This window comes from Pontibacter locisalis, from assembly GCF_042684605.1.
Lineage (GTDB): Bacteria > Bacteroidota > Bacteroidia > Cytophagales > Hymenobacteraceae > Pontibacter > Pontibacter locisalis.
Genome location: NZ_JBHULU010000015.1, coordinates 520,790 through 533,195, shown reverse-complemented (window position 1 = coordinate 533,195; position 12,406 = coordinate 520,790). Strand labels below are relative to the sequence as shown.

The window sequence follows — 12,406 nt, the reverse complement described above, 5'->3', positions numbered from 1 at the left end:
GCTCTATGCTTCAACGGTTATCTTATCCAAGATATAATTCGAGAAAGCTAGTAAAGCCGGCTCCTCGAATGAGCGGGTCATAAGTTGTAACCCGATGGAAAGGCCGTTGGTATCTCGACCAACCGGAATGGAAATGGCCGGAACACCCGCTAGCGAGGCCTGAACTGTAAAGATATCGGCCAAATACATAGCCAATGGATTCGCTGTATTCTCTCCTATTTTAAATGCTGTTGTAGGAGCAGTAGGCAATATAAGAAAATCATATGCCTGAAGCAACTCATCCGTTTTCTCTTTGATCAGTCGTCTCACTTTCTGAGCTTTGGTGTAGTAAGCGTCATAATAATCGGCGCTTAAAACAAAGGTGCCAAGCATGATACGACGCTGCACTTCCTGGCCAAAGCCCTCGGCCCTTGTCTTCTTATATAACGAAGTAAGATCTGTAGCATTGTCTGAGCGGTAACCATACTTAACCCCATCATAACGACCAAGATTAGAACTCGCCTCTGCCGTTGTAAGGATATAATAGGTTGGTACCATGTAGTCCAGGTATGGGAATTCTACAGCCTCTACCTGATGGCCCGCTTCTTTTAGCATGTCCTTTACGCCAAGTATGGCGTTTTTTACTTCTGCATCCAAGCCTTCGCTTTCAAAGCAGTCGCGGATATAGCCTATTTTGTATTTTTTTTCTGTTTGCAGCAACTCACTGTAAGCAGGCACTTCGCGCTGGCTTACGGTGCTGTCATACTCATCTTTGCCAGCCATCACTTCCAACAACAAAGCAGCATCCGCAACATTCTTTGTCATGATGCCGATTTGGTCGAAGGAAGATGCATAGGCGATAAGGCCGTAGCGGGATATGCGGGAATATGTGGGTTTTAAACCTACTATTCCACAGAAGGACGCTGGCTGACGTACAGAGCCTCCGGTGTCTGAACCTATAGAAGCTAAACACATGTCAGCTTGTACGGCCACTGCTGAGCCGCCGGAAGAACCCCCAGGCACACGGCTATGATCGTCGGCGTTAAGCACGGGACCAAATGAGGAGTTCTCGTTAGAAGCACCCATGGCAAATTCATCGCAGTTCTGGCGGCCTATAATAATGGCGTCTTCAGCTATTAAGCGCTGCACAGCCGTAGCTGTGTAAAGTGACTTGAAGCTGTTCAGAATCTGGCTGGATGCCTGCAGGCTGTGACCTTCAAAGGCAAGTACATCCTTAATACCTATAACCATGCCGGCTAATTTTCCGGCAGTGCCATTAGCAAGCTTATGGTCCACAATGTCCGCCTGAGTGTAAGCCTCCTGCTCAAACACCTCAAGAAAAGCATTTAAATCAGCTTTTTCCTTTATGTTATGGAGGTAATGCTCTACCAACTGACGGCAGGTAAGCTGCCCCTCAGTAACTGCGGTACGGATGTCGTTTAGCGAATTATACTGTTTCAATCTATTTTGACCTCTTATCGTCTTCGATAGAACGTTCTAGTTCATTTTTGATTTCACTTGTCGCATCCTTAAATTCCCTTAACCCACGTCCAAAAGAGCGTGCAACGCCAGGAATACGGTCAGCGCCAAACAATAATAAGACTGCTGTTAAAATAACAAGCATTTCTCCGCCTCCCAGATCTCCCAGGAAGAGGAAAACTGTACCTGAGTACATAACCTTATAAAACGCTTATGGGAAAGAACTATTTTGTGTGGCTATCGTCTTTTACAGAAGACTCTATCTCGTTCTTTACTTCTTTAGTGGCGTCTTTAAACTCACGGATACCGCGGCCTAACCCCTTAGCAAGCTCAGGAATACGCTTAGCTCCGAAAAGCAGGAGGATCGCTAATAGAATCAAGAGAACTTCTGTGCCTCCAAGGCCTCCGATAAACAAGAAAATGTTAGTAAAAACCATGTTCTTAAATTTTAAATGTATGCTACAAAATTAGAGTTTATATTTTAATTAAACCCACAACAGCTCAGATAAGTTTATTATGTGTGCAATGTCGCCTAACTAGTTACGGTGTGGCTGTAACTCCAGATTTACCCAAGTAGTTCATCGAGTTAACTTAGTATGGTTGCTACTGATGAATAAGTAGCCAAAACCCAAAGCGTTTTCTTACAGGATTGGCAAAAATATCAGGCGCGAATTTCAAAATGGGATTATTGCACAAAAAGGACTCCAATTTTGGGAAATAAAAGCGGCTTTAAAACATTAAATTATTTGACAGACAGGTAATTATGTGTTTTCGCTGTTTTTGGCACCAAACTTGACTTAGTACTATAAAGCGAATAGCAGCAAAAGATATAGTCTCCTTGTTGATTTGGCTTTAAACATAGCGGATTCGCCGCTGTTTTTCAAATAATGTAGCAACCTTGTTGTGTAAATCAGTCTCTTATGAAAAAAGTAGATGCTGTAGCAACAAAATTTATTAAATAGCAGTATAGCTATACAATAATTGACCAGAATGTACTTGTGCAAAAAACATTTGTACATCTAAAAAAAGGTTGTAAATTAGGATAAGAATATATTGGTAGTGCTCTTAAATGAGCAATTACTTTAATAAAAATATTAAGTTTGTTTTCATAGCTTGGAAAGGCACCCTGCACTGTAGGGTGTTTTTTTGTTTTATAGCTGTTTTGAACAGGAAAACACAAAAAAGGCTGCCATTGCAATATGGCAGCCTTTTTTGTGTTAAGAGGACGGTGTGAAAACTATTTTCTTATCAACCAGGTTTCCGGATTCATATTATCGCTGTTTTTCCAAATTTGGAACTGCAGCTCAGTAGTGCCATCTGTATCGGTATATACTGTACCTATTACGTCTTTTACTTTAACAGTTTGTCCTGTCGTTACATTTACAGATTTTAATTTGGCATACACTGTAAAGTACTCTCCGTGCTGCACCATTACAATGTTGTTCATGCCAGGTACACTGGCTACTGTTAGCACTTTCCCTTCAAATATGGCTCGAGCTGGCGCTCCCGAAGAGGTTTGGATGTCAATACCCCGGTTTTCTACGACCACGCCTTTTAACACAGGATGGTTGTGTCGGCCAAACCGCTGGGAAATAAAACCGCGCTCAACCGGCCATGCAAAGCGACCCTTGTTACCAGCAAAAGAAGAAGATATTAGTGCAGCTTCTGGTGTAAGAGTCATTTTGTTTGAGCTGCCACTCGATTTTTTTCCTGCTTCCCTGGCTGCTCTTGCTGCACGAGCAATTTCTTCACGTACAATATCTGCAATAAGTTTGTCCAGCTTTCTCACAGCCTGCTGACGCTGTGCCACTTCCTGCTTTAGGTCAGTCTCCTGCTTGCTAAGGCGCGAGATAACACTATCCTGCTGTACTTTTAGACTTTGCAAATTCTTGCTTTCAGCTAACTGTTTATTTAAAAGGTTTTGCTTCTGCTGTTTCTTAGACTCAAGAGCAGTAAGAGTATTGGTAAGTACAGCCTGAACTTTATTAATCTGTTCTACCTGTTGCTTTCTGGCTTCCGAATATTGTTGCAGGTAACGCAGGCGCATCACAAGTTGATTAAAGGAGTCGGACGCGAAAAGGAACATTAGCTTGTTGTAGCTATTTGCTGTTTTAGATGCCGCATAGACCATAGTGGCATATTCTGCTTTTAGCTTCTCGAGGTCGTTTTGCAGTGCCCCGACGATGCCCTCAGTTTCCTGTACATCCGATTCTATATAATTTATTTCGCGGGAGATGTTATTGATGACCCCTTTCTGAACATCGATCTTTTCCTTTATTGCCGTAAGTTCACCAATAGAAGCTTCTTTCTTCTTTCGGGTTTGCTGCAAAATCTGGTTTGCCTGCTTAATACGGTTAAGGTTTTCCTTTTTCTCTTTCTCCAGTTGTGCCTTTGACTTTTTTTTCTGGGCCTGAGAGGCCAGAGGCAAGGACAACAGGAGTAAGAAAAAGGCGAATCTGTAAAGGGCCTTCATCAAACTATCGGTTGGTCTACACTTAGTTTACAAATATGCTAAAACTATAAATGAAGAACCAATAGGCTCCCGATTTAATTAAAAGTTAGGCGCTTGTAATCGCTGGGGACTGCAAAGGGAAAGTCAAGAACCTGATCGGAGATAGCAACACGGGAATGTTTCAAGGTGAAGTCAGTTATCTCGCCCTGTTGCAGGACCTGGGCCGCTAAAGCATGAGCAAAAGGCACTGCACCTATTTGATCAAAACTATTATACTTCACAGTGATGGTGTTGCTGGTGTTTTTATCCTGAACATTTAGCTGCTGGAGTTTGCTGTTTTGCAGGCCGATAAAATAGTCAAACAAAAGGTTCTCCCGTGCTTGTTGTATATGTTGCAGGTTTCCTTCATCCATCACTTTCTCAGAGCCCTGGGATTGGTAGTTGCCTAAAAGTATAGCCTGTAACACCTCAAAGTCCAGATCCACATTAAGCTTATTCCGAAGGAAACGATAATCAGTGGCTATATACTCTTTTTGGAGGCGGTTCATCATGAATACTGAATCCTGTGTCAGCATCATCCGGGCAGCTTCAATTCCCAAGCCTGGCTGAACAGATACCCATATCACACTGTCTTTTTTTATGCGAAGAGAGACCCCGGATGACAGGTTATCATTCTTATCGTTAAAGGTGATCTGGCCTTTAGAACTGAGGTAGCTAAAATCTAGATTGTTTACAGTAACACGACCTACTGTCGCAGTGGCCTCAGACGCTGTAGTGGGAATAGTTTCTTTTTTACAACCTGCCAATAGGAATAGTGTGCATAGGCAGAGCAAAAGATGTTTACTCATAAAGCTTTTTATCTTTTATTTTCCTGTCAATAAAGGCAGAAGCTTCGCCTTTTAATTTAGCTTTTTGCCATTGGCTGACAGCCTCATCTTTTTTGCCCAGCTTAAATAGTACATCTCCGTAATGCTCTACAATGGTAGCATCATCTGAAATGGCAACTGCTTGCTCCAGGTACTTACGAGCTTCAGTATATTCACCCATTTTGTAAAGCACCCACGCATAAGTGTCTAAATAGGTCGGGTTGTTTGGATGCCGCTTTACAAGACGCTCTGCCATTTCTCTGGCTTTCTGCATTTTTTCATTGCGAAGCGACAGAAAATAGCTGTAGTTATTTAAAACATGCTCATTATCTGCATCAACAGCAAGTACAGCCTCATAGGCTTCATCAGACTTAGCATATTCTTTCAAGGAATTATAGCTGTCTCCGAGCTGCAAGTTAAACTGTGTTACTAATTCCGGTTCGCCTGCTGATAAGCGTTTGCCATGCTCCAATGCCTTTGTTGCCTTGTCAAAATTTTTCTCAATCATATGCCCGGTTCCATTGTAGAACCAGAAGATGGCCTGGTTAGGGAACAACTCAAGGGCTTGTTCTGAATGTACTACCATGGAGTCGGCCTGAGATAACTCTGCGTCTAACAACACAATCTGCTGCCAGATCTTAAAGTGGGAGTCATCGAGCTTTACTGCTTTCAGGTAATTATTACGCGCCTTTTCCTTCTTTCCTACTATAGTTTGCAGGTCTCCGGCCACTGCATATGCCTTTGCTTCCTCTGGGTGCGTCTTGATCGTAAGGTCTACCAAGTCAAGCGATACGCCTTCAATGTCAGGGTTGGGTAGCTGCCGGATAAAGTCTACCAGTATCCGTACTTTGGTATCAATGTCTAGTTCTGAGCTGCCAAAAGCGAGTTTCACCTGCTTCTCAGCTTCTTTTGAATTTCCTTTTTGGCGGTTCAGATCCGAAAGCATCAGGTGTGCAAAAGGGTTGCCCGGTTCAATGCGAAGAGCCTTTTCGATGGTGGTAATAGCCAGATCAGGCTTTTTGGTAGCATTATAAAGTTCTGCTTGAGCCAAGAAATAGCGCACCTCTGCCGGGTTTGCAGCCATTAACTTCTCACCTTCCTGTATTGCCTTGTCCATGTTTTTCTGTCGCAGGTAAATCTGCTGACGGCTCACGGATAGCTGCTCCAACTCACCGAACTGCTTCTCAATTCGTTCATACGTCTTCAACGCATCATCGTAGCGGGATTGGGAAAGATACAGGTCAGCCAGGTTAAATAAGTATTCTTCAGATCCAGGCACATTGCGCAATAGGTCGTTGTAAGCCTGGGCTGCGGCATCATACTGTTTTTGCTCTGTATTGAGCTGCGCTAGCAGGAGGTAGTAATAAGCGTTTTTAGTATCAAGTGTAACGGCTGCCTGTGCAAAAGGCATCGCTGACTTCGGCTCCTTTAACTGAAGGTAAGTTTCACCGAGTTTATAGTTAAGACCAGCATTATTAGGAGTAAGTGTGTAGGCTTTTTGGAAAAGCTGGAGGGCTTGTTGATAGTCCTCCAGCATAAAGTATTTCATCCCATCCAGAAATAACGCCTCACTTATCTGCAGTTCCTGCTCCGTAGGTTGCGGTCCTTGCTGTACAGCAGCAGGAGTTGCCCCTTTTTGAGCTCTGGCTTTTTTCTTAGCAGATTGAGCGTCGGCTTCTCCAACCATAAGCAAAGCCATACAGCTTGTGGCAAGGAGAATATTTCTGAAATTAATCATGTTACTAGTCTATAAGCGTGTTGTAGTCGCCTAGGCTGAGATCAGACGGGCGTCCCTCATACACAACAAAATTGCCTAGCATAGAGTTTGCAATGTTGCCGTTTTTAAGGTTGGTGTTCCTCTGAATAATGGAATTGCTCACCACCGAGTCTGATACATTGGTGCTATCTCCTATAGAAACGTGCGGGCCAATTACAGAATTTGTTATCTGAGCATTTTCACCGATATACACCGGAGGGATAATCACCGTGTTCTCAAGCTTAGCTGAAGAGGCTACCAAGCCTTCCTCATCCTTTATATACTCTAAATAGCGTTGATTAGTATAAACTGTTGCATTTTTATTTCCGCAGTCGAGCCATTCAGAGATTACGGCAGGGATAAATTTGGTGCCTTTGTTCTTCATGTTCTCCAGCGCATTGGTCAGCTGGTACTCTCCTTTGTCTTTGATATCATTATCCAAAAGGTATTGCAGCTCGTTCTGCAGGTATTCTCCATCCCTGAAATAGTAGATGCCGATAATTGCCAGGTCAGATACGAACTCCTGTGGCTTCTCTATAAAATCTGTGATCTCATTTTTGTCGTTTAGCTTGATAACGCCAAACGGGCGGGGATCTTCTACGCGCTGTACCCAGACGGTGCCATCAGCGTTAGTGTCCAGCTGAAAATCAGCTTTGAAAAGCGTATCGGCGAAAGCTACTACTACTTTACCTTTCAGGGCGTCTTTTGCACAGAGTATAGCGTGTGCAGTTCCCAAAGCTTCTTCCTGATAATGGATGCTGCCTTTGGCCCCAACCTTTTCAGCAATGCTAACAAGATCCTTTTCAACTTCTTCCCCGAAGTGGCCAATTATAAATGCTACTTCTTCGATTGGCTCCTGGCACACTTTGGCAATGTCCTCCACCAGGCGCTGTACAATAGGTTTTCCTGCGATGGGAATAAGTGGTTTAGGAACAGTTAAAGTGTGCGGGCGCATACGCTTACCCATACCTGCCATCGGTACTATTATTCTCATAGTTCTTTAAGATTTTAAATTATAGTATGGCCACAATATCTGTTGCGGCTTTATTTTGTTATTTAGTGCCTGTGCTGCCGTAGCCTCCTGTGCCACGCTCAGTGTCTGTTAATGTTTGCGCTTCAGACCATTCTACACGCTCATACCTGGCTACTACCATCTGGGCTATACGCTCGCCATCCTCAATCACAAAATCCTGATCAGAGAGATTTACTAGCAATACTTTTATTTCTCCGCGATAATCAGCATCGATGGTGCCCGGGCTATTTACAATGGAGATTCCATGCTTGTATGCTAAACCGCTTCTCGGGCGAATCTGCGCTTCATGTCTTTCAGGGAGTTCTATAAACAAACCTGTTGGTAACAAGGCACGCTGTAATGGTTTTAGCGTAACTGGTGCCTCAAGGTTCGCTCTAAGATCCATGCCGGCAGAGTGAATAGTCTGATAAGATGGAAGCGCGTGCTTGGATTGGTTAATGACGTTAACCATGATGTTCCTGTTGTTCATCTTCTAAATTAAAGATTAAAATTTAAGAAAGCGTGGGCGCTCACGTAGCCAAACCACTACCGGAAAAGCAGCGCATACTGCCAGATGAAACGCGTGACGCAGCCAGAAGTTATCAATTTCTATGGCCAAAGCCAACCACACCAGCACAATTGCCAGTATAATGTAGCCTGCAATGGATTTCACCGGGTAGGGGATAGGGTAGTGGCGGTTGCCTAGCATATAACTTGCGAGAGCCATGCTGAAATAGCAGACAAAAGTAGCAATAGCCGACCCCATGTAACCAAGTACCGGTATCAGTAATAAGTTAAAAATTATTGTGATAGCTGCCCCTCCAAAGCTGATGTAGGTGCCAAAGTGCGTTTTGTCTGTGAGTTTGAACCACACCGACAAGTTGTAATACACGCCCAAAAATAGGTTTGCCAGTAATAAGACGGGTACTACCATAATGCCCGTGCGGTACGATTCGCTTCTCAGTAACAAGGCAAAATCTTCCAGGTTCGCGGAGATGAACAGGAAGATAAAGGCGCAGGCTATCACGAACCACTTCATGATAAGTGCAAAGGTGCCTGGAGAGTCTTTCTCCTCTGCCTGAGAAAAGAAAAAAGGTTCTGCTGCATAGCGAAATGCCTGAATCGCCAGTGTCATGAAAATAGACAGCTTATAGCAAGCACTGTAAATACCAACAGCAGCCATATTGCTCATGTTGGGATAAAAGCTTTCCGGTAGCCACTCTTCAAGCAGAATTCTGTCTATCACTTCGTTTACCATGCCTGCCAGTCCCATAAACAGCAGGGGATAGGCATATACGAGCATGGGCTTCAGTAACTCTTTGTTTAGCTCAAACCTAAAAGCAGAGAACTCCTTCCAGAGCATAGGCACCAGCATGGCGTTAGCAATCAGGTTAATCAGGAAAATATACCCTATGCCAAAGTCAGGATTGTAGATATTAAGTATCAGTGGCCTTAGGTTCTGTAAATATTCTCCCTGGTAAATATCATGGCAAAGTACAAGGAAGAACATGTTTGCTCCGACTGTGAGCAAAATGTTTATTAATTTAACTGACGCAAATTTTATAGCTTTATTCTGAAGCCGGAGCCAGGCAAAGGGAATGGAAACTATGGCATCTATGGCAAGTATGATTGCCAGCCACACAATATATTTCTGCTGGTCCGGATAGCCTATATATTCAGCAATAGACCCGGAAGCTGCTATTAATATGCCTGAAAAAAGAAAACTGCTGCAAAGAATAATGCTTAGTACCTGCCGGTAAAGCTTCTGCCGATCTGCTCCCGGCTTATTGGCAAACCGGAAAAAGGCTGTTTCCATCCCGTAAGTGTACAGGATGTTAAAGAAAGCGACAAAAGCATAAAGGTAAGAAACCACCCCGTACTCCTCTGGGAGGAATACGGCGGTGTATATAGGTACAAGCAGGTAGTTAAGGGCTCTGCCAACAATGCTGCTTAAACCATAGGCAGCAGTCTGCCCGACCAATTTCTTGGCTATACTCATATATTTTGAGGGTCGGGTGGAGAGAAAATTAAATGCCTTTGAAGACAGGCTTCCGCTTCTCAAGGAATGCGTTTGTGCCCTCTACAAAATCTTCGGAAGTACAGCAGCGGGCAAAAGAGTTTGCTTCTGTCTGATAGCCATTCTCGTCTTTATTGAAGACAGCGTTGACGCACTCAATTACAAGTCCTATAGCTAGCGGAGCTTTGCTCATGATCTTCTCCATGATCTCCATGCATTTAGGCATCAGGTCTTCCTGTGGTACGACGTGGTTTACCAAGCCTAAGGCTTTAGCCTCCTCTGCCGAAACCATGTCTCCGGTCATCATAAGTTCCATCGCCTTACCTTTGCCAATTAGCTGTGTCATACGCTGTGTGCCGCCATACCCTGGAATAACTCCTAAGTTTACTTCCGGCTGCCCAAAGCGGGCGTTGTCACTTGCTACACGCATGTGGCAAGCCATGGCTAACTCACAGCCTCCACCAAGGGCAAAACCATTCACAGCAGCAATTACAGGTTTATTGCACCGCTCTATCATGGCAAATACTTCCTGGCCACGTTCTGCAAAGCTGCGGGCATTTACCTCACTTAACTCTGCGATTTCTGAAATATCAGCTCCTGCCACAAATGCTTTTGGACCTGAGCCAGTAAAAATTGCACCTTTCACAGCTGTATCATCATATACTCGCTGTATGGCATTTTTTATTTCCTTAATAGTATCGATATTTAAAGCATTAAGCTTATCGGCTCTGTTTATAGTAATGGTCAGAATGCCATTATTCAAGTCAAGCAGCAGGTTTTCGTATGTAGCCATAGGTTATTCAGCTCTTTTGTATTCTTGGTTTCTGTCACAAATATAGTGATTTCATTAAATCCTTTAACGGCAATTTGATAAAGCCATAACACTACAGCATGCTATTGGTTTGTTGTAAGCCTCTGTATTAAACAGACGACTTAAGATTTGTATTATGTTTTACTTTTAAATATTTAGTATGGGTTTGATTTCTGAGTTTAAAAAGTTCGCAGTTAAAGGTAACGTCATTGATTTGGCAGTAGGTGTGGTAATTGGTGCCGCCTTTAGTGGTGTAACAAACTCTTTAGTTAAAGATGTGATAATGCCGCCACTTGGCCTATTGGTAAGCAACGTTGATTTTACCAAATTAAAGATCGTATTGAAGGAAGCTGTTGTAGCCAACGGCGAAGTGATTACTGAGCCTGTCGTAATTAGCTACGGTAGTTTTATTCAAGCCCTGTTTAACTTTCTGGTTATTGCTTTCGCTATATTCCTATTAGTAAGAACCATAAACCGCTTACGTGAAAAAGAAGCTGCTAAGCCAGCTCCTCCGGTAAATAAACAGGAAGTCTTGCTGGCTGAGATTCGCGATATTCTTAAAAATAGTGATGACGCTGCTTCTCCTGCAAACAAGGTAGTGTAAGGCACGTTTACTCTTTTCTGACCAGCACAGCTTGTGCATTTTTTTCACCCTAATTTTTTTCATGGTTACTTTTACACGTACATTTCTCTTGTTATCTTTTTTTTCTTTCTTGTTCCTTTCCTCAAATGCCGCGGCTCAGGTAGCTGCTGAACCAGATACATCAGACATTTGGGATTTTGGTGGGGTAGGTACAATCAATTTCAGCCAGGTTAGCCTGAACAATTGGGCGGCCGGAGGGCAGAATACTATTTCTGTACTTGGTATTGCTAGCTTCCATGCAGATTATAAGCAAGGCGACAATGTCTGGAATAATAATCTAGACCTAACTTACGGGCTTGTAAAGCTGGAGAACCAACGGGTACAGAAGAGCGACGATAAGTTGGAGCTAAACCTGAAATATGGCCATCGGACCAGTGAAAAATGGTTTTACTCTGCCCAACTAAATTTAAAAACACAGTTTACTCCAACCTACACTGCCTCCCGCGATACACTTATCTCTAGTTTTTTTTCACCTGCTTTTGTACTTGCCTCACTAGGTATGGACTATAAACCGAATGATAAACTATCTGTTTTTATTTCGCCTTTAACAGGAAAGTTCACCTTTGTGCAAAGTGAAAGACTGGCAGACAGAGGAGCATTTGGTGTGGATCCAGCTGATAGGGATATACTAGGGAACATTGTTCCTGGTACTGGCGAGCATTTCAGGAAAGAGTTTGGGGGCTATGTTAATGTAAGGTATAAAAACGAAGTTATTCATAATGTTACTTTACAGTCTAAGCTGGATTTGTTTTCCAACTATTTAATGAGTCCTGAAAATATTGATGTAAATTGGGAAAACCTGCTGAACTTTAAGGTTAATAAAATTATATCCGCCACTCTTTTCGTGCACATGATTTATGACGATGATATCAATGTGCCTATTGATACTAATAATGATGAAACGTTTGATGCTAAGGGCCCCCGACTGCAGGTAAAGCAAACTTTGGGCATTGGTATCTCCTATAGTTTTGAATAGCTGAACTTTTGCTATTTCTCACTGTGTTGTGAAAAAAATGTATACTTTACGCTCTTTATGCGTTGTAATATATGAACACAAACAAGTTGATATGAAAAAAGTATTCTTACTGGTACTGTGCCTGGGTTGTTTTTTCGCCTTTTCTGAAGCTAATGCGCAGTCTACATCTAAAAGCAGCAAATCAAAGGATGAGTTTTGGGGAACTGCAAAAGTTGAGGATAAAGGCAGTTCTGCGGATGCTGTAGGTAGGCGTGGTGAAGGCCTTGACAAAAGATTTAATACTTACGAAGAGACAAAGAACAGGAAGCGTAGCTATGAGAAGCTAAGGATCAATAATAGTAAAAAGATGAAAGCGATCCTGAAGAAAGAGAAAGAGATGATGAAGAAACATAAACGCGACAAGAAAAAGCTGGAG

13 protein-coding genes are annotated in these 12,406 nt (G+C 43.0%); 3 read left to right on the top strand and 10 right to left on the bottom strand.

Going from position 1 to position 12,406, the window contains the following annotated elements; genetic code table 11:
* Positions 1–3: 3 nt before the first annotated feature.
* From gatA to ACFSRY_RS12605, 10 genes are all read right to left on the bottom strand, one after another.
* Positions 4–1,440 (bottom strand): Asp-tRNA(Asn)/Glu-tRNA(Gln) amidotransferase subunit GatA, encoded by a 1,437-nt coding sequence (gene gatA, locus ACFSRY_RS12650; protein ID WP_377507907.1) that lies wholly within the window; start codon positions 1,438–1,440, stop codon positions 4–6.
* Position 1,441: 1 nt separating this feature from the next.
* Positions 1,442–1,654: a Sec-independent protein translocase subunit TatA/TatB gene (locus ACFSRY_RS12645; RefSeq protein ID WP_377507904.1), complete on the bottom strand. Its 213-nt coding sequence runs from the start codon at positions 1,652–1,654 to the stop codon at positions 1,442–1,444.
* A gap of 28 nt (positions 1,655–1,682) precedes the next feature.
* Positions 1,683–1,895, bottom strand: coding sequence for a Sec-independent protein translocase subunit TatA/TatB (locus tag ACFSRY_RS12640; protein WP_377507901.1), 213 nt, complete (start codon positions 1,893–1,895; stop codon positions 1,683–1,685).
* An 800-nt stretch (positions 1,896–2,695) separates the two neighbouring features.
* Positions 2,696–3,931, bottom strand: a complete 1,236-nt coding sequence (locus tag ACFSRY_RS12635; RefSeq protein WP_377507898.1) for a murein hydrolase activator EnvC family protein — start codon at positions 3,929–3,931, stop codon at positions 2,696–2,698.
* Positions 3,932–4,005: 74 nt separating this feature from the next.
* Positions 4,006–4,758, bottom strand: coding sequence for a DUF4292 domain-containing protein (locus tag ACFSRY_RS12630; RefSeq protein WP_377507895.1), 753 nt, complete (start codon positions 4,756–4,758; stop codon positions 4,006–4,008).
* On the bottom strand, positions 4,751–6,475 hold the full coding sequence (locus tag ACFSRY_RS12625; RefSeq protein WP_377507891.1) for a tetratricopeptide repeat protein: 1,725 nt from the start codon (positions 6,473–6,475) through the stop codon (positions 4,751–4,753). Before ACFSRY_RS12625 ends, ACFSRY_RS12630 begins: the two co-directional genes overlap by 8 nt.
* A gap of 43 nt (positions 6,476–6,518) precedes the next feature.
* Entirely contained in the window at positions 6,519–7,526 is a 1,008-nt protein-coding gene (locus ACFSRY_RS12620) for a sugar phosphate nucleotidyltransferase (RefSeq protein WP_377507888.1), read from the bottom strand.
* Between the two features lie 58 nt (positions 7,527–7,584).
* Positions 7,585–8,034 carry a dUTP diphosphatase gene (gene dut / locus ACFSRY_RS12615; protein WP_377507885.1) on the bottom strand — a complete coding sequence of 150 codons (450 nt, stop codon included), beginning with the start codon at positions 8,032–8,034 and terminating at the stop codon, positions 7,585–7,587.
* 15 nt (positions 8,035–8,049) lie between these two features.
* The gene (locus ACFSRY_RS12610) at positions 8,050–9,543 is read right to left on the bottom strand and encodes a lipopolysaccharide biosynthesis protein (protein ID WP_377507882.1); all 1,494 of its coding nucleotides are present in this window, start codon (positions 9,541–9,543) and stop codon (positions 8,050–8,052) included.
* Between the two features lie 28 nt (positions 9,544–9,571).
* Positions 9,572–10,354, bottom strand: coding sequence for an enoyl-CoA hydratase/isomerase family protein (locus tag ACFSRY_RS12605; RefSeq protein WP_377507879.1), 783 nt, complete (start codon positions 10,352–10,354; stop codon positions 9,572–9,574).
* Positions 10,355–10,532: 178 nt separating this feature from the next.
* Between ACFSRY_RS12605 and mscL the strand changes: the two genes are divergently transcribed.
* The 3 genes from mscL to ACFSRY_RS12590 all read left to right on the top strand — a co-directional run.
* Positions 10,533–10,976: a large-conductance mechanosensitive channel protein MscL gene (gene mscL / locus ACFSRY_RS12600; RefSeq protein ID WP_377507876.1), complete on the top strand. Its 444-nt coding sequence runs from the start codon at positions 10,533–10,535 to the stop codon at positions 10,974–10,976.
* A gap of 61 nt (positions 10,977–11,037) precedes the next feature.
* Positions 11,038–11,991 (top strand): DUF3078 domain-containing protein, encoded by a 954-nt coding sequence (locus ACFSRY_RS12595; protein ID WP_377507873.1) that lies wholly within the window; start codon positions 11,038–11,040, stop codon positions 11,989–11,991.
* 91 nt (positions 11,992–12,082) lie between these two features.
* Positions 12,083–12,406: hypothetical protein (locus tag ACFSRY_RS12590; RefSeq protein ID WP_377507870.1), on the top strand; the 324-nt coding region annotated here is incomplete at its 3' end.